General features: G+C 68.7%; 17 protein-coding genes. 8 read left to right on the forward strand and 9 right to left on the reverse strand.

Features of this window, described 5'->3' with window-relative positions; translation table 11 throughout:
- Nucleotides 1–9 precede the first annotated feature (9 nt).
- From cyoC to ACXJLH_RS00530, 5 genes are all read left to right on the forward strand, one after another.
- Entirely contained in the window at nt 10–633 is a 624-nt protein-coding gene (cyoC, locus tag ACXJLH_RS00510; RefSeq protein ID WP_457442131.1) for a cytochrome o ubiquinol oxidase subunit III, read from the forward strand.
- Nucleotides 633–1,010, forward strand: a complete 378-nt coding sequence (gene cyoD / locus ACXJLH_RS00515; protein WP_457442132.1) for a cytochrome o ubiquinol oxidase subunit IV — start codon at nt 633–635, stop codon at nt 1,008–1,010. Before cyoC ends, cyoD begins: the two co-directional genes overlap by 1 nt.
- Nucleotides 1,011–1,261: 251 nt before the next feature.
- Nucleotides 1,262–1,969 (forward strand): SURF1 family protein, encoded by a 708-nt coding sequence (locus ACXJLH_RS00520; RefSeq protein ID WP_457442133.1) that lies wholly within the window; start codon nt 1,262–1,264, stop codon nt 1,967–1,969.
- Nucleotides 1,966–3,309: an ATP-binding protein gene (locus ACXJLH_RS00525; RefSeq protein ID WP_457442134.1), complete on the forward strand. Its 1,344-nt coding sequence runs from the start codon at nt 1,966–1,968 to the stop codon at nt 3,307–3,309. Before ACXJLH_RS00520 ends, ACXJLH_RS00525 begins: the two co-directional genes overlap by 4 nt.
- Entirely contained in the window at nt 3,299–3,856 is a 558-nt protein-coding gene (locus tag ACXJLH_RS00530; RefSeq protein ID WP_457322953.1) for a response regulator transcription factor, read from the forward strand. Before ACXJLH_RS00525 ends, ACXJLH_RS00530 begins: the two co-directional genes overlap by 11 nt.
- Here ACXJLH_RS00530 and ACXJLH_RS00535 read toward each other — a convergent pair whose 3' ends face one another.
- The 7 genes from ACXJLH_RS00535 to ACXJLH_RS00565 all read right to left on the reverse strand — a co-directional run bounded on the left by ACXJLH_RS00535 (nt 3,857) and on the right by ACXJLH_RS00565 (nt 10,165).
- Nucleotides 3,857–5,152 carry an NAD(P)/FAD-dependent oxidoreductase gene (locus ACXJLH_RS00535; protein ID WP_457442135.1) on the reverse strand — a complete coding sequence of 432 codons (1,296 nt, stop codon included), beginning with the start codon at nt 5,150–5,152 and terminating at the stop codon, nt 3,857–3,859.
- A 102-nt stretch (nt 5,153–5,254) separates the two neighbouring features.
- Nucleotides 5,255–5,875 (reverse strand): YdeI/OmpD-associated family protein, encoded by a 621-nt coding sequence (locus ACXJLH_RS00540; protein WP_457324496.1) that lies wholly within the window; start codon nt 5,873–5,875, stop codon nt 5,255–5,257.
- Nucleotides 5,876–6,006: 131 nt separating this feature from the next.
- Complete coding sequence (locus ACXJLH_RS00545; protein WP_056197227.1) at nt 6,007–6,987, reverse strand: LLM class flavin-dependent oxidoreductase; 981 nt, start codon at nt 6,985–6,987, stop codon at nt 6,007–6,009.
- Between the two features lie 41 nt (nt 6,988–7,028).
- Nucleotides 7,029–7,895: an alpha/beta hydrolase gene (locus ACXJLH_RS00550; protein ID WP_457442136.1), complete on the reverse strand. Its 867-nt coding sequence runs from the start codon at nt 7,893–7,895 to the stop codon at nt 7,029–7,031.
- Entirely contained in the window at nt 7,892–9,247 is a 1,356-nt protein-coding gene (gene yjjJ, locus ACXJLH_RS00555) for a type II toxin-antitoxin system HipA family toxin YjjJ (RefSeq protein WP_457442137.1), read from the reverse strand. The genes ACXJLH_RS00550 and yjjJ overlap by 4 nt, the downstream gene beginning before the upstream one ends.
- A 100-nt stretch (nt 9,248–9,347) precedes the next feature.
- Nucleotides 9,348–9,914 (reverse strand): N-acetyltransferase family protein, encoded by a 567-nt coding sequence (locus ACXJLH_RS00560; protein WP_457442138.1) that lies wholly within the window; start codon nt 9,912–9,914, stop codon nt 9,348–9,350.
- Complete coding sequence (locus ACXJLH_RS00565; protein ID WP_056196450.1) at nt 9,911–10,165, reverse strand: DUF2917 domain-containing protein; 255 nt, start codon at nt 10,163–10,165, stop codon at nt 9,911–9,913. The genes ACXJLH_RS00560 and ACXJLH_RS00565 overlap by 4 nt, the downstream gene beginning before the upstream one ends.
- A 132-nt stretch (nt 10,166–10,297) precedes the next feature.
- On the opposite strand from ACXJLH_RS00565, the gene gcvA reads away from it, so the two are divergent.
- Both gcvA and ACXJLH_RS00575 read left to right on the forward strand, forming a co-directional pair.
- The gene (gcvA, locus tag ACXJLH_RS00570) at nt 10,298–11,239 is read left to right on the forward strand and encodes a transcriptional regulator GcvA (RefSeq protein WP_082532642.1); all 942 of its coding nucleotides are present in this window, start codon (nt 10,298–10,300) and stop codon (nt 11,237–11,239) included.
- A 132-nt stretch (nt 11,240–11,371) separates the two neighbouring features.
- On the forward strand, nt 11,372–12,421 hold the full coding sequence (locus ACXJLH_RS00575; RefSeq protein WP_457442139.1) for a serine hydrolase domain-containing protein: 1,050 nt from the start codon (nt 11,372–11,374) through the stop codon (nt 12,419–12,421).
- A 17-nt stretch (nt 12,422–12,438) separates the two neighbouring features.
- Here ACXJLH_RS00575 and ACXJLH_RS00580 read toward each other — a convergent pair whose 3' ends face one another.
- Nucleotides 12,439–14,316: an AfsR/SARP family transcriptional regulator gene (locus ACXJLH_RS00580; protein ID WP_457442140.1), complete on the reverse strand. Its 1,878-nt coding sequence runs from the start codon at nt 14,314–14,316 to the stop codon at nt 12,439–12,441.
- A gap of 109 nt (nt 14,317–14,425) precedes the next feature.
- Here ACXJLH_RS00580 and ACXJLH_RS00585 point away from each other — a divergent pair, with 109 nt between their 5' ends.
- Nucleotides 14,426–15,274 (forward strand): hypothetical protein, encoded by an 849-nt coding sequence (locus ACXJLH_RS00585; RefSeq protein WP_457442141.1) that lies wholly within the window; start codon nt 14,426–14,428, stop codon nt 15,272–15,274.
- A gap of 1 nt (nt 15,275) precedes the next feature.
- Here the strand turns inward: ACXJLH_RS00585 and ACXJLH_RS00590 are convergent, their stop codons facing one another.
- Entirely contained in the window at nt 15,276–15,989 is a 714-nt protein-coding gene (locus ACXJLH_RS00590; RefSeq protein WP_457355054.1) for a YebC/PmpR family DNA-binding transcriptional regulator, read from the reverse strand.
- Nucleotides 15,990–16,084 lie beyond the last annotated feature (95 nt).

Here is a 16,084-nt window from a genome sequence, read left to right on the forward strand (position 1 = left end):
ACAGCTGACATGACTGCAACTGCGACCTCTCACGTCAACGGCGCCGCGCCCGTCTTCTACGACACCGGCGACCACCATCCGCAGCCCAGCACCATGCTGGGCTTCTGGCTCTACCTGATGAGCGACTGCCTCATCTTCGCGGTGCTGTTCGCCGTGTATGCCGTGCTGGGCCGCAACTACGCGGCCGGCCCGTCGGGCGCCGACCTGTTCGACCTGCCGCTGGTGGCCGTCAACACGGGCCTGCTGCTGTTCTCGTCCATCACCTATGGCTTCGCGATGATCGCGATGCAGGCCAAGCGCAAGAACCAGGTCTTGGCCTGGCTGGCCATCACGGGCCTGTTCGGCCTGGGGTTCCTCGGCATCGAGCTGTTCGAGTTCCACCACCTCATCCACGAGGGTGCCGGCCCCGGCCGCAGCGCCTTCCTGTCCAGCTTCTTCACGCTGGTCGGCACCCACGGCCTGCACGTCACCTTCGGCTGCATCTGGTTGGTCACGCTGATGATCCAGGTGCAAAAGCTCGGCCTCACGCCGGCCAACCGCCGCCGCCTGATGTGCCTGTCGATGTTCTGGCACTTTCTGGACGTCGTCTGGATCGGCGTCTTCACCTTCGTCTACCTGATGGGAGTGCTGTGATGGCCGACCACGCTCACCACGACGACCACCATGACGACGGCGACTTCCACGTCAGCTTCAAGGGCTACGCCGTCGGCTTCATCCTGTCGGTCATCCTGACGGCGATTCCCTTCTGGCTCGTCATGGGCAAGGTGCTGCCCACGCCCAAACTCACGGGCCTGGTCATCCTCGGCTTCGCGGCCGTGCAGATGGTCGTGCACATGATCTACTTCCTGCACATGAACGCCAAGGTCGAGCAGGGCTGGTCCCTGCTGGCGCTGCTGTTCACCGGCGCCCTGGTCGTCATCATGCTGTCCGGCTCGGTCTGGGTCATGTATCACATGAACGCCAACATGATGCCGACGCCCGATCCGGCAGCCATGAGAAACATGCCCTAGGGTGTGAAGCCCCTCGCCCAGCCTCGCCCCGCTGAACGCGGACGTGTCCGGTCGGGACCGCGCTGCGGCCAGAGCCCGCATCGCTTCGGCAGGCATGGCGAGTCCTCAGGACTCGCCATGTCCGGCCTCAGCCCCCGAGGGGACGGCGATGCTTGCGGCATCGAGCCGCAAGCACATCGTCAGTGCGGGCCGGCTAGGGAGCGGCCCGGCGCTCGGCCCGCAACAGGCACTACGCGTGCCGAGAGGGCGTCATGAATCGCGCGGCGCGCATGGCGTTGATCGTTGCTGCGGCGCTGGCCAGCCTGGGCTTTCTCGCGCTGGCGGCCTGGCAGGTCCAGCGCCTGGGCTGGAAAGAGGATCTGATCGCTCGCGTCGAACGGCAGGTTCACGCCGAGCCGGTGGTGCCGCCGGGCGCTTCCGCGCCAGTATCGAAAGCCGACGAATACCGCCCTCTGCGTCTGCGCGGCCGCTTCGAGCCGCGCGAGGTGCTGGTGCAGGCCACGACCGAACTCGGTGGCGGCCACTGGGTGCTGGCACCACTGCGGCTGGATGACGGCACCGCTGCCCTCGTCAATCGCGGTTTTGTGCCGCCCGAGCAGCGCGCGCCCGAACAGCATTCCGCGCCTGCCGGCCCCGTCGAGCTGACGGGCTTGCTGCGCCTGACCGAAACCGGTGGCGGCCCGCTGCGCAAGAACGTGCCTGCAGAAGGGCGCTGGTACTCGCGCGATGTTGCTGGCATTGCGACCGAACTTGGCCTGACGGGCCCCGTCGCACCTTTCTTTGTCGACGAGTCCGCCGACCCTGCCCAACCCCGGCGCTGGCCTCGCCCGGGCCTGACGGTGATCCGCTTCGCCAACAATCACGCCGTCTACGCCATCACCTGGCTGGCGCTCGCGGCCATGTCTGCGGCTGCCGCCATCTATCTGCTCCGCGAAGAGCGCCGCCGCTCCCTGCCTTGAACCCCACGCCGCTGCTCCCCACCGCCGAACCTGCTGAGCCAGTCATCGTCGCGCCCGAGCGTCGCGCTGGCCGCGCCAACCTGCGCCAGCTCATCGAGCTGCGCTGGCTGGCCGTCGTCGGCCAGCTCGCCACCGTGCTCGTCGTGCATGTCGGCCTGGCGATCACGCTGCCCTGGGCCGAGATGCTGAGCCTGCTCGGCATCCTGGTCGTCTTCAACCTGTTCAGCATCTGGCGCAACAAGCTCACGCAGCCGGTGTCGCAGATCGAGCTCTGCATCGCGCTGCTGGTCGACGTTGGCGTGCTGACCGGCCAGCTCTATCTGGCCGGCGGCAGCGACAACCCCTTCATCTACCTGTATCTGCTGCAGGTCGCCGTGGCCTCGGTGCTGCTGCGGCCGGCCTATCTGATGGCCGTCATGCTGAGCGCGGTGTCGGGCTTCGTGCTGCTGACGCAATGGCACCGCCCGCTGCTGCTGGATGCCTCATCGCCGACGACGCTGTCGCCCAACTACCTGGGCGGCCTGCTGCTGTGCTTCGTGCTCAATGTCGGCCTGCTCAGCGTCTTCATCGTGCGCATCAACCGCAACCTGCGCCAGCGCGATGCCGAGCTGGCCGAGCTGCAGCAGCGCGCGGCCGAGGAGGTGCACATCGTGCGCATGGGCCTGCTCGCCAGCGGCGCCGCGCATGAGCTGGGCACGCCGCTGGCCACGCTCAGCGTCATCCTGGGCGACTGGGCCCATATGGCCCCGTTTGCGGGCGAGCCCGAGCTGCGCGAGGAAATCGAGGAGATGCAGCGCCAGATCCTGCGCTGCAAGGCCATCGTCACGGGCATCCTGATGTCGGCCGGCGAGATGCGCGGCGAGGCACCGCGGCTGACGACGCTGCAGGCCTTCACCGACAGCCTGGCCAAGGACTGGCTGTCCGCCCACGCAGGCGCCGATCTGGCCCTTCGCAACAAGGACCTGCCCGAGGTCGAGATCATCTCGGACAGCGCATTGCAGCAGGTCGTCGCCAACCTGCTCGACAACGCGCTCGAGGCAGCGCCAGGCATGCCGCTGACCCTCGTCGCCACCTGCCCGGACGAAGCCACGCTGCACTTGAGCGTGCGCGACAACGGCCCCGGCTTCGACGCCGACCGTCTCAAGCATTTCGGCGAGCCCTACCAGAGCAGCAAGGGCCAGCCGGGCCGTGGCATGGGCCTCTTCCTGTCGGTCAACGTCGCGCGCACCCTGGGCGGACGGCTGGAGGCTCGCAACCGCGAGGGCGGCGGCGCAGAGGTCGTGCTGACGCTGCCCCTGGCTTCGCTGCTGCCGCGACAATCCGCCACTCATGCCCGCTGAAGCAGACCGTTTGCTGCTCATCGTCGAGGACGACGACAGCTTCGCCCACACGCTGACGCGCTCCTTCGAGCGCCGCGGCTGGCGTTGCCTGCGAGCCACCGGCCTGGACGACATGAAGACCCTGCTCGACGAGCTGCCCGAGGACGAGGAACTCGGCCATGCCGTCGTCGACCTCAAACTGGCTGGCGGCGCTTCGGGCCTGTCCTGCGTACAGGCCTTGCATGGCTGGGACCCGGAGGTCCTCATCGTCGTGCTGACCGGCTATGCCAGCATCGCGACGGCCGTCGAGGCCATCAAGCTCGGGGCCTGCCATTACCTCGCCAAGCCGGCCAACACAGACGACATCGAAGCCGCCTTCGCGCGCAAGCAGGGCGATGCCGACGTGGAAGTGACCGAGCGCCAGACCGCGTCCATCAAGACGCTGGAATGGGAGCGTATCCACGAGGTGTTGGCCGAGACCGACTTCAATATCAGCGAGACGGCGCGGCGCCTGGGCATGCACCGGCGCACGCTGGCGCGCAAGCTCGAGAAGCAGCGCATCAAGTGATCAGCCGGGCAGCCTCTCCTTGAGCGCGTCGCGAAGCTCGGCCCAGCTGTAGGTGGCCTGGGCCGCCAGCAGGCCCGCCTGGCCGAAGACCGGCGTCAATCCGTAGCGCCGCAAGGCGGCGGGCAGGTCCGCGCGACCGCTGATGGCGTTCGCCAGCCATTCGCCGGCCACCGTCGTCGGCGCCACGCCATGGCCGCCAAAGGCCTGAGCGAACCACAGGCCCGGCGCCAGCTGGCCGATCTGCGGCATCTTGTGCCGGGCATAGCTCATGAGCCCACCCCAGGCATGCGAGACGCGCACCGCGGCGAGCTGCGGATAAACCTTGAGCAGGTCCGCCTGCAGCATCTGCGCAATGCGGGCCGGGTCGCGCTCCTGGATGGAGATGCGGCCGCCCCATAGCAGCCGGTGATCGGCGAGCGCTCTGTAGTAGTCGAAGGCGAAGCGGTTGTCGTAGAGGGCGGCGGGCGTGCGGATCGGTCGCAGGTTGGGCGGCAACGGTTCGGTCGCGATGACATAGGTTGCGATGGGCAGGCGCGCGCCGGTCAGGGCTGGCAGCATGGCCTTCAGATAGGCACCACCGGCCACGACGACCTGGGCCGCGCGGATCGAGGCGTCATGTGAGGTGCGCAGCACGAAGCCACCGGTGGCAAGGCGCTCGATGCTCATCACGGCACTGTGCTCGTGCACCCTGCCACCGGCATGCTCGATGACGCGAGCCAGCCCCAACGCGTACTTGAGCGGATGGAAATGGAAGGCATCGCGCTCCAGCAGAGCGCCGCCATAACGCTGCGTGTCCAGCCACTGCCGGACCTGGGCAGACTCGATTTCGTCCCAGGTGACGCCGAAGTTCTCGCGCAGCCAGCGCGCCTGATCGCGCAACTGGCGCTCGGCGCGTGCGCTGTGCCTGAACCAGTTGAGCAGCAGAGCGCCGCCCTCTTGCCGGTCGCAGTCGATGGCGTGGGCCTCGATGCGCGAGCGGATCAGTGCGATGGCTTCGCGGCTATGAGCGTAGAACTCACGCGCCGCTGCCAAGCCCAGGTCGCTCACCAAGTCCGCCGCGTCGCGGCTGTAGCCGCCGAACACGAAACCGCCATTGCGCCCTGACGCGCCATGGCCGATGGTCTGCGCCTCCAGCACCGCCACGCTGGTGATGCCGCGCTCCTGCAGCCCGCGAGCCGCGGCCAGGCCCGCAAAACCGCCGCCGAGCACGGCCACTTCCACGTCAGTGGACGAGTCGGCCAGCGGCTGGAAGGTCAGGCGCGGGGCGGTGACGGCGTAGTAGGTCTGGGTTTGCATGCGCTCGCATCGGGCTCAGATCTGCCGCACCCACTGCGTCTCAGCTATCGGCTGTCGGAACTGCAACTCCGTGCGTTGGCCGGTGGGGGCAGCGCTGATGGCCTAGCCGGGCTTGGGCTTGGGCTTGAAGATATGCACCGTTTCGCCGCGGGCGAGCATGTCCACCAGTTGCGCGATGCGCCTGGCACGCGTCTCGGGCTTGACGGCGGTCTGGATGCGCCAGAGCACGGCGTAGCGGTTGCTCGCGTTGACGGTGGCGAAGAAGGCCTTGGCCGGCGGATTCGCATCCAACGCTGCCGCCAGGTCGTCGGGCACGGTGGACGTCTTCGCGCCGTCGTAGGCCTGGGCCCAGCGGCCGTCGGCCTTGGCGGCCTCGACCTGCGCCTGGCCAGGCGGCTGCATGCGGCCCGCCTCGATCAGCGTGGCCACTTTTTCGACGTTGATCTTGGACCAGACGCTGCGCGCACGCCGCGGCGTGAAGCGCTGCAGGAAGTGCTGGTCGTCCAGCCCCTTCTTCTGGCCGTCGATCCAACCCCAGCACAGCGCGATCTCCACCGCCTCGGGGTAGGTGACGCTGGGCTCGGCCGCGCCGCGCTTGGCGATCATCAGCCACAGGCCGTCGGACTTCGCGTGGTTCTTCTTCAGCCAGGCCTCGAAGGCCCTGGCGTTCTTGAACAGCGTCGGGGCGACTTCGGCCGGGGCGGCGGGCTGGGCGGCGGGCATGCGCGCAGTGTGCCGCAAGCCCGGATGCCGTCGACGGGGCAGGGCCGCTTCGGGCGACGCGTCCCTATGAGATTCCAGACTGGCTGGACGCCGAGGCACTTATTCACGGTGACTCGGACAGCGCGCGCAGCTCAGAGCCGCGCCAGCAGCTCGTACGAGCGCCGGCGCAGTGCATGGTCATGCACCGCGCAGGCGACGATGAACTCGTCTGCCTGCGTGCGCTCGCTCGTTTCCGCCAGCCCGGCGCGCACGGTCTCCGGCGAGCCGACGATGGATTCACTCAGCATGCGCTCCACCTGCATGCGCTCAGCCGGTGACCACAGCGCATCCATGCTCGGCACCGGCTCGGGCAGCTTGCCGCGCCGGCCGCGCACCATGCCCAGGAAGCGCTGCTGAGCCGACGTGAACAGGTACTGCGCCTCGTCGTCGGTTGGCGCCACGATGATGTTCAGGCCCACCATCGCATGCGGCTTGGGGTGGCGAGCGCTGGGCTTGTAGGTGGAACGGTAGATCTGCAGCGCCTGCATCAGCATCTCGGGCGCGAAGTGCGACGCGAATGCGAAGGGCAGGCCGAGGTGAGCGGCGAGCTGGGCCGAGTACAGGCTGGAGCCCAGCAACCAGATCGGCACCTCGGTGCCCTGGCCCGGCACGGCACGCACTTGTGCCTGCGCGGCCAGTGGCGCGAGGTAGCTCTGCAGCTCCAGCACATCGTTGGGGAAACCGTCCTCGCCGCTGCTCTCCAGGCTGCGCCGCAGCGCGCGCATCGTCGGTCGGTCGGTGCCGGGCGCGCGGCCCAGGCCGAGGTCGATGCGGCCGGGGAAGAGTTCGGCCAGCGTGCCGAACTGTTCGGCGATGGTCAGCGGCGCATGGTTGGGCAGCATGATGCCGCCGGCGCCGACGCGGATGCGCTGGCTCGCCGCGGCCAATTGGCCGATCAGCACCGCAGTGGCCGAGCTGGCCACGCCTTCCATGTTGTGGTGCTCGGCCACCCAGTAGCGCGTATAGCCCAGCGTGTCGGCCAGGCGCACGAGGTCCAGGCTGTTCAGCAGGGCTTCACGCGTCGTGGCGCCTTCGACGACGGGTGCGAGGTCGAGGATGGAGAGCGGGGGCAGGGTAGACATGCAGGCATCTTGCCGGCGCCGGCTTGGCCCTGTCAGCCACCGGCTTTGCGCAAATGTGATTGCAACCAAGGCAGCAGGCGACCGCGGTAGGCCGAGGCGTCGAAGTCGTGCAGGTCCTCATGGCCGGCACCCGGCACCGGCCAGAGCGCCTTGGGCTCGGTCGCCGCGGCGAAAAGCTGCTCCGTCTCGACCCAGCGCGTCGAGCGATCCGCGGTGCCCGACGCGACCAGCAGCGGCGCGTGAACAGCCTTGATGGCTTCGATGGGGCGCAGCTCATGCACGCCCAGACCCAGGCGCAGCGGGATCTGCAGCAGCAACAGCGGTGCGGCCCAGGCGCCGGCCGGGCCGAGGCGCGCCACCAGGCGGTCTTGCACGGCATCGGTGATGGTGGGGTAGACGGACTCCAGCACCATGGCATCCAGCTCGGGTTGGCGCTCGGCGAACAGCAGCGAAGCGCCGCCCAGCGACACGCCGATGCCGCCCAGCTTTTCGCCCGGCAGGCGGGCGCGCAGCCAGCCCAGTGCCGCCTGCACGCCCAGCGCCTCGCGGCGCCCGAAGCTGATGCGCTCGCCGCTGCTTTCGCCGTGCGAGGGCAGATCGATAGCCAAGCTGGCAATGCCCTCGCGCTGCAGCCAGCGGGCGCGTTCCAGCATCTGCAACCGGTTGCCACGCACGCCGTGCAGGAGAAGCACTGCACCTTCGCCGGCGTGGCCGGGCAGGAACCAGCCGCTGACCTGCTGGCTGTCGCCGTAGGGGAGGCGCAGCGCCTCGGCCCGCAAATCGGGCGGTGGTGGTCCGATGGAGTCGCGGGCCGGGCGGGTCAGCCATTCGCCGGCGGCCAGGCTGACCACGACAACACCCAGAGCCAGCAGCAGCGTGATGAGGAGCAAACGGTTCATGCGACGGAGGCTGCCTGCTCAAGCGCCGCGGCGTTGTCGGCGCACAGCATGCGAAACGGTAGGCTGATGCGCTCATCCGCCGCGGCGGCCTGCCAAAACCCGCGTGCGCGGGGCAGCACACGCAGCCAGCGATCCCGCTCCGTCGGCAGCGGCAGGATGGGTGTGAGCGGCGGGGACAGCACTTCGCCACCGGCCAGCGGTGCGTAGCGCATGGGGAGCTGGTCGTAGCTGGGCGCCAGGCTCAGACCCGCGGCGTCGTGGAAGAAGCACAGATTGCCGCCATGCATGTCGCTGTTGGCGATGAGTTGGCCGAAGAGCTGGCGCTCGGCGACCCGCTCGGCATCCGCCGTGCTCAGCAGGCCGTGGGCGGCCAGTGCAGCGGCCACCCGGGTCCAATCGTTCGTGGCCTCACCGACGAGGCCGGCATTGACGCTTTCGAGGCTGACGACCCCTCGCCGCCCGTGCGGGCCGATGCGGTCGAAGCGTTCGCTTTCCAGGAAATGGCGCCCCTCATGTGCCAGCAGCCGGGTGTGCGCCGCCTCCAGCCCCAAGGCCGCCGCCGCCAGCTGCTCGCAGACCAGCAGGTCGCGCCAGCGCTGCACCGTTGCGGACTCGTCGGCGCCCGAGAACTTGACGACGCAATGCGGTGTCGCCATGCCTGCCAGTTCGCGTGCCACCGTGAACTTGGGAAATTCGCCGCCCGCCGATGAGCCGGGCAGTGCGCCTTCCATGGCCTGGGCTGCCAGTTCGGCGTAGCGGGCTGGCAGTCCTGCCTCATGCAGCGGCGCCGGCGACGCCAGCCTGGCATCGAGAAAACGGCGCAGGACGGCGTCTCCCACCAGCAACTCGCCCGGCAGGTCGTCGCCGAGACTGCTCAGGGCCAATAGCAGGGCATCGTCGTCCCAACTGCGTGGGTCGGGGGACAGGCCCAGGCCGGCGGCATGCCGGCGCGCGAAGTTGCGGCCCAGGAAGCCCTGCGGCCGCAGGTCATAGAGCGGGTAGGGCAGGCCCTCGTACCAGCCGTCGCGTGCGGCGTCGGGCGCCGGCCAGGCGGCCAGGGTGTCGAGATGGCAGCCTTGCGGCCAGATCGGGCGCAATTGGGCCAGGGCCTGAGGGCGGCCATCGGCAGCGATGCGGTAGAGCTGGGCCTCAACGCGTTGGCCACGGAAATCACGTCGCCAAGCGACGCGCCGACGCCGGGTCTGACCCGCCGCCACGACGGCGACACCGGCCGCCGCAACCAATCGCTGGGCGGTCTTGGTCGAGCAGCCCAGGGCCGCGGCGATGTCCGCCTGCCCCAGAGGGCCGCGTGGCCGCAGGAGTTGTTCGAGGCTGGTGAGGTCCGCGGACATGATTCAGGAGTCGTGTCCTGAATTTTGTCCTCAATTTATTACGAAAATCAAATGCAAATCAATAAGTTGCTGAATTTGTTCGTCATTGAGTGTCCTTAGTTCAGGCATCAATCGCCGGATCATTCGTGCAGAGCACCGCGCGCACCAGTTGTGCGCCGTCTGGATGGGCCGTCAAGCGGGCGCCTTGGTCGCGCATCAGCGCCAGCATGCGGCGGTTGTCGGCCAATATGTCGCCATGCAGGCGCTGCACGCCGTGGCGGCGCGCATGGGCCGTCAGGTGGGCGATGAGGCGCCGGCCCAGGCCGCGGCCCTGCCAGTCGTCAGCGACGGCCAGCGCGAACTCGGCGCGCTCGGGGCGGTCTTCGTCATGCACATAGCGCGCGTCGGCGATGACGGGATGGCCGGGCTGCTGGGCCTCGACGACCCACGCGACGTGCTGGCGCTGATCGACATCCGTCAGCAGCTTCAGCAGGGCAGGGCTGAGCTCGCGCAGGCCGACATGGAAGCGCTTGTGGCGCGAGTCCAGCGACAGCGCGCTGAAGAAGGCCTGCTCGGCAGCGGCATCCGCGGCGGCAATGGGGCGCAGGCGGACCTGGTGCCCGCCGGCCAGCATCCAATGCTCGGGCGCCTCGGTGGCGACGGGCGCTGGCGCCAGCAGCGTGTTCACTGCCGCGCTCCGGTCGCCGCCGGCCTCAGGTCCAGCACCGCCGGGCCGCTCAGCGCGCTGACGGTGACCGCCTCATCGGTCTGGACGACAAAGCACTGGCCGGGTTCCAGCACGATGTCGCGCGAATCGTGGTCGATGGTGATCCACAGCGTGCCGGACGCGCTGCACAGATGGGTGGCGCGGGCCTCGGGCAGGCGCGAGATCTGGCCGCGTTGCAGCAACAGCCGGGTGCGGGGGACGTCGATCAGCATGGTGTGCTCCTGGGGCGGCGGACTGGCATGCCGGGTTGGCATGCTTGCGTTGCGGCCGTCTGACGCGGATAGTGCCGCTTGGCCACCTTGCCGACAAACGATCATTCGGAAGGCTTCGCATTCCGCCAGCGCATGCCAACAAAGCCCGTTGACCACCTCCCGCCGCTGCAGTTGCTGGCCGCCTTCGAGGCGGCGGCGCGGCATTTGAGCTTCACCCAGGCTGCCGAAGAGCGCTTCATCACGCAGTCGGCCATGAGCCGGCAGATCCGCGCGCTGGAGGACGAACTCGGCGTGACGCTGTTCGAGCGCCGCCACCGTGCGCTTGCATTGACCGAGGATGGCCAGCGCCTGCACGCCGCCTGCTCGACGGCCTTGAACACCTTGCGTGTGGCCGTGCGTGCGGTGCGTGAGCCGCACCAGCGCCAGATGCTGGCGTTGACCACGACGCCGGGCTTCGCGTCGCTGTGGCTGATCCCACGCCTGACCGGCTTCACCCGTGCCCACCCGGGCATCGACGTGCGCCTGGATGCCGGCCTGGGCAACCGCAACCTGGCCAGCGAGGGCTTTGACCTCGCCATCCGCTACAGCCCGGTCGGCGCGGCTCAGGGCCAACAGCTGTTCGCCGAATCGATGGTGCCGGTCTGCAGCCCACGGCTGGTGGGCGAGCTGGGCCTGCCGCTGCGCGAGCCGCCCGACCTGGCCCGGCACACGCTGCTGCACCTGGCCATGGACGGCGACAGCGCCGGCATGCCGGCCGAATGGGAGCCCTGGCTGAGTGCCTGGGGCCTGGTCGATCTGCGGCCGGCGGCGCGCTTGAGTTTCTCGAGCTATTCCGAGGCCATCGCCGCCGCCATTGCGGGGCAGGGCGTGGCGCTGGGCCGGCGGCCGCTGGTGGATGCGCTGCTGGCCAGCGGCCAGCTCGTCACGCCGTTTGATGCCGGCATCGCGTCGGCGCGGGCCTATCGCCTCATCGTCGACCCGGCGGCCAAGTCACGTCCGGCGGTCAAGGCCTTCGAGCAGTGGTTGCTGGCGCAATGTGACGTGGGATCAAGCGCCGCCCCTCAACCTCTCTGACTTACGTCATCGGTCAGAAGCTGCCGCACGATGACGGGTTGCGCCAAGGTTCGACACCTCAACTCACCCTCGCTCCGTCCTGAACAGCCTATGAAATTTGGAAGAGAGACCCTCGTCATCCTGACGGCGGCATTGCTGTTGGCACTGCCTGGCCTCGGCCGCGCCGCTGATGCCATCGAAACCTCGAACGATCAGACGCGCCGCCTGATTCAACAGACGATGAAGGAACGGCGCATACCGGGGCTGCAGGTTGCGGTCGTCAAGGACGGCCGGATCGTGCTGTCTGAGAGCTTCGGCTGGGCCAACGTCGAAAACCGTGTGCCCGCAACGGCCAAGACATTGTTCCCGCTCAACTCCGGCACCAAGCCGCTCACAGGCGTTGCGGTGATGCAGCTGGCCGAGGCCGGCCTCGTGAATCTTGAGGCGCCCGTGTCCCGCTATCTCGATGACCTGCCGAGCGCTTGGCAGCCCATCCGCGTGCGGCAGTTGCTGGCGCACACGTCGGGGCTGCCCGACATCGTCGATCAACCCGGCCCCGTCACTGGCAGCACTGAAGCGGCCATGTGGAAGGCGGTCAAACAGCAACCCATGGAAGCGCCGCCCGGTGAGAAGTTTTCCTACAACCAGACCAACTACGGCCTGCTGGCTCAGATCATCGTCAAGCAGGCCAAGATGCCCTACGAGCGCTACATGAAAGAGCGGCAGTTCGCGCTGGCCGACATGCCGCTGACGACGTTCGGCGACAGCTATGACCTCGTGGCGAACGCTGCAACGATCTACAGCCACTTTCCCCGCAGAACGCTCGCGCCGGACGATGCCGATCGCCTGTCTCACTGGGTCTACGAGATGCCCTACAGCCTCCATGCGGGAGGCGGCATCCAGACGACGGCCACCGAGCTGGCGAACTGGATCGTCGCGCTGTCCAGTGGCCGGTTCATCAGCGCGGCCAGCGCGCAGCGCATGTGGACACCCGAGAAGCTGAGCAGTGGTGCCGAAGGCAGCTGGGCGGCCGGCTGGCCTGTGCTCGCCTCAAGCCCGAAAAGGCAGGTCGCCGGCATCGGCGGAAACCGCGCGGCCTTCATCGTTTATCCGGACGAGGGCTTGGCCGTCGTCGTCTTGACGAATCTGGTCGGCGGCAATCCGGAGAGATTCATCCCCCAGATCGCTGCGTTCTACAAGTGATGGGTCGCGCCCAGCGGTCAAAGCCTTCGAGCAGTGGGTGCTGGCGCAGTCACATGGCTGGCGATGCCGGGGTCGGCTGACACGGCGCGCAGCGTCCATTCCTGCGCCCGCGTGGCGTCGACGCTCGCGTCGCGCGCCTCACGCAGCAGCGCCGCGGCGAGCCGGGCCCGCCAGCGCTCGGCCGCGGCCAGCGCCCAAACCTGCTCGCTGAGCGTCAGGCAGGGGCCACGGTAGAGCTTGAGCGCGGCGTCCAGGGCCCCGGCGGCGGCAGAGCTGCCAGCAGGCGCGTGCTCGTGCTCGGTCAGGCGGTCGTTCAAGGCCTGCACGTCCACCCAGACGCAGTCCGCGTTCAGGCGCACGCCATGGTCCTGCACCAGCAAGGCGGCGTCGTGGGCCAGCAGGCGGCGCAGCCTGGCGACGGTGACCTCGAAGGCCTTTTGCCGGCCCTCGCGGCCGTCACCGGGCCACAGCTCGCGGGCCACGGCCTCGGTGGATGCGGCCTCGGTGCCGCGGCAAGCCAGATAGCGCAGCAGTTCGAGCGGCTTGCTGGCGGCCTTGCGCCCTTCCGCTGAACGCACGGCGCCGGCGTCGTTGCACATTTCAAAGCCACCCAGGGCGTGGACCTTCACCGACCAGGGCCAGGCCTCGGGCGCCCCGGCCGGCGCGGCGAGCCGGCGCGTGCGGATGGCCGAGCGCACCCAGTCCGTCTCGGCGCCCTGAACCAGGGCCTGGCAGAAGATCTCGCCGATATGCAGCGGCAGCAGCGGCAGCACGCCGGGCCACTCCAGTTCGCGCAGCGTGCGCATGGCGCGGGCCAGGGCGGCGTCCGGCAGGGCGGCCCAGCCGTGGCGCTGGCCGATGGCGATCAGCGCGGTCAAGTCTGCCAGGCAGCGCAGGCGTGCCGCCAGATAGCGCGGCAACTGCATCTCGCCCAAGCCTTGAAAGCGCGCGGCCGCTTCCTCGGCATTGCCGCAGCCGATCAGCGCATAGCCCTCCTGCACGAGGTAGGTGACTTGATAGCCGGGCCAGGCGCCGCTCATCTGCAAATGGCCCAGGGCACGCCTCGCGTGGCCCAGGGCCGCATGGAAGTCGCCCGCAAGCAGGGCCACGCGGCAGCGCACATCGGCCTGATCGGCCCACCACAGCGGTGTGCTGGCCGCGTCGCCGGCGGCCGCGGCCTGGGCTGCCAGGGCCAGCGCGGCTGCTGGGTCGCTGCTGCACTCCACCAGGCGTGCTCGCTGCAGCGCCGCGACCGCGGCCAGCCCTGGCAACTGGTGCTCGGCGGCCAGCTGCTGCGCCAGCACCAGCCGCTCACGCGCTTCGTCGACCTTGGCGAAGGCATACAGATGCCAGGCCGCGACGATGGCCCAGTGGCCGCGCCAGAAGGGCGAGGCGTCGGGCTGCCTCTCAACGGACGCGACTTGCGCGAACAGCAGTTCGAACTCCGCGTCTTCGCCATGGCGCTCGCAGAGTTCACCCAGCGCGCAGGCCAGCGCCAGGGAGATGTCGCTGGGCGCCCCGCGGGCGCGTTCCATCAACAGCGCCACATTGGCAGGCGGCCATGCGGGCAGCACGCCGTAGTCGTGGGCAATCGAGGCGCCGGCCCAGGCCAGCAGGCCCTCGATGCCGGTGCCAGCCGCGTCCGGGCCGACGGCGGCCAGGATGCCCAGCATGCTCATGGCGTGGCGGTAGATGGCCGCCTGCAGATGCTCCACCAGCACCACGAGGCCGGCTGCTCCGGCAGCGAGCGCCGCCTGTCCATCCGCCTGCGCCCGCAGGGCCAGCGCCGCTGCTTGAGCCAGCGCGCCTGGGGCCTGCGCCGACAGCGCCCGCATGACGTCCAGCAACTCGCTCGACCGCTGCGCGGCTGCCGCTTCAGGCTGCGACGGATTCATCGCCGCATGCTAAGTGCTGTGGGTCATCCGTGGGTGGTGCGGCGCGGCCGCGCCTTCCATCATCGAACTGCAGCCTGCGCACCGCCGGCGGCGTCAACGGGAGCTTGCAATGCACAACGATCTTTCACCGGCTCGACGCTTATTGGCCGTCGCCTGCCTGGCCACAGCCTGCAGTGGCACCACTTGGGCGCTTCCGCTAGCCCCAGGGGTCACCCGCGAAATCAACTTCGTTTCCGACCACTCGACGTGTACCGGCCTGCTGCCGCTGGGCGGCGACTTCGTGTCGTGCACGCTGACGAATGGCGCGGACCTGACGGCTTCGTTTGCCGACTACTACGGCAGCCCTTCGAGCGGCAGCGCCCATGTTTTCGTCAATGGGATGGACATGCACTTGTCCGTCAAGTCGACACCCTCCACGGTGYCGACCTCCGTCATCGATGCCGTCCAGTTCGACCAGTTCATGATCACGGGACCCACGCCCACGGTGCAGGTTGGCGTCACGGTCACCCTCGATGGCACCACGGCTCGAAGCGCTTCCGGCTTTGTGCTGACCAGCTACACCTTCATCAGCGGCAAACGTTCGCTGACGCCGAGCGCCTCGGCGAACGCGGTCGCTGATCGGATTGCCAATGACCCGTCACGTGACGTGCTCGCCTTCGGCCGCACCGCAACCTTCAGTGGCGGCGTCACTCAACCCACCCTCCATCGCGTCGATTCAGCCTCGTTCACCGCGGTGGTCGGCACGCCGTTTGAGCGCGGCTTCGAGTTCGCGATGTCCAGTCTGAACTCTTCTCTGAGCTTCAGCGCGCGCGTGGAGTATTCGCTGCCAGCCGGCTACACCCTGACGTCGGCCCGGGGGCTGCTGGTGAACGCCGTGCCGGAAAACCGCAGTTGGGCGTTGATGCTTGCCGGGTTGGTCAGTCTGGGCGGCATGCGTCTGGCACGGCGAGCCAGGTGAATCAGCCTGCCAGCCCTGCGTACACGTGTTGCACGTCGTCGTTCGCATCCAGCGCAGCGAGAAAGCTCTCCACTTCCTCCAGCTGCTCAGCGCTCAGGCTCGCCGGGTCGATGGGGTTCTTGGGGCGGTAGCCCAGCTTGGCGCTGAGCACCTTGAAGCCCTGCTCGGGCAGGGCGCGGCTGACCAGGTCGAGGTCGGTCGGTTCGGTCAGGAAGACGGTGACGCCTTCTTCGTCGGGCGGCAGCAGGTCCTGCGCGCCGGCTTCGATGGCGGCGGTGTCGGCGTCGGCGCCTGGCGTGGCAGGCTCGGCTTCGATCATGCCGACGTGGTCGAAGTCCCAACCCACCGAGCCGGCCGTGCCGAGCTGGCCCTTGCGGAACAGCACGCGCATGTCCGACGCGGCGCGGTTCACGTTGTCCGTCAGCACCTCCACCATCACCGGCACGCGATGCGGCGCAAAGCCCTCGTAAATGGCCTGCTCGAAGTGGACGACTTCACCGGTCAGGCCGGCGCCTTTCTTGATGGCGCGGTCCAGCGTCTCCTTGGGCATGGACACCTTGCGCGCCTGCTCCACCACCAGCCGCAGCCGCGCGTTGTCCTTCGGGTCAGCGCCGTGGCGCGCGGCAATCATGATGTCCTTGGACAACTTGCCGAAGAGGCGCCCCTTGGCATTGGCGGCGATGTCTTTGTGTTTGGCTTTCCATTGCGCGCCCATGGGGTGTCCTGTCGTTTGTCTAGTAAGCCCAAGTCGCGTGACTTGTCGGGCGGGTCGCTACTTTACGGGGTGGCTCTTGCCGATCTCGCCCCTGT

It is taken from the genome of Roseateles sp. P5_E4 (assembly GCF_054049255.1).

What these genes read in the sequence shown, in the direction of transcription:
- cyoC (WP_457442131.1), top strand. Translation starts at nt 10, where the DNA reads ATGACTGCAACTGCGACCTCTCACGTCAACGGCGCCGCGCCCGTCTTC.
- gcvA (WP_082532642.1), top strand. Translation starts at nt 10,298, where the DNA reads ATGCCAACAAAGCCCGTTGACCACCTCCCGCCGCTGCAGTTGCTGGCC.
- ACXJLH_RS00565 (WP_056196450.1), bottom strand. Translation starts at nt 10,165, where the DNA reads ATGCTGATCGACGTCCCCCGCACCCGGCTGTTGCTGCAACGCGGCCAG.
- ACXJLH_RS00550 (WP_457442136.1), bottom strand. Translation starts at nt 7,895, where the DNA reads ATGAACCGTTTGCTCCTCATCACGCTGCTGCTGGCTCTGGGTGTTGTC.
- ACXJLH_RS00520 (WP_457442133.1), top strand. Translation starts at nt 1,262, where the DNA reads ATGAATCGCGCGGCGCGCATGGCGTTGATCGTTGCTGCGGCGCTGGCC.
- ACXJLH_RS00590 (WP_457355054.1), bottom strand. Translation starts at nt 15,989, where the DNA reads ATGGGCGCGCAATGGAAAGCCAAACACAAAGACATCGCCGCCAATGCC.
- ACXJLH_RS00580 (WP_457442140.1), bottom strand. Translation starts at nt 14,316, where the DNA reads ATGAATCCGTCGCAGCCTGAAGCGGCAGCCGCGCAGCGGTCGAGCGAG.
- yjjJ (WP_457442137.1), bottom strand. Translation starts at nt 9,247, where the DNA reads ATGTCCGCGGACCTCACCAGCCTCGAACAACTCCTGCGGCCACGCGGC.
- cyoD (WP_457442132.1), top strand. Translation starts at nt 633, where the DNA reads ATGGCCGACCACGCTCACCACGACGACCACCATGACGACGGCGACTTC.
- ACXJLH_RS00540 (WP_457324496.1), bottom strand. Translation starts at nt 5,875, where the DNA reads ATGCCCGCCGCCCAGCCCGCCGCCCCGGCCGAAGTCGCCCCGACGCTG.
- ACXJLH_RS00535 (WP_457442135.1), bottom strand. Translation starts at nt 5,152, where the DNA reads ATGCAAACCCAGACCTACTACGCCGTCACCGCCCCGCGCCTGACCTTC.
- ACXJLH_RS00530 (WP_457322953.1), top strand. Translation starts at nt 3,299, where the DNA reads ATGCCCGCTGAAGCAGACCGTTTGCTGCTCATCGTCGAGGACGACGAC.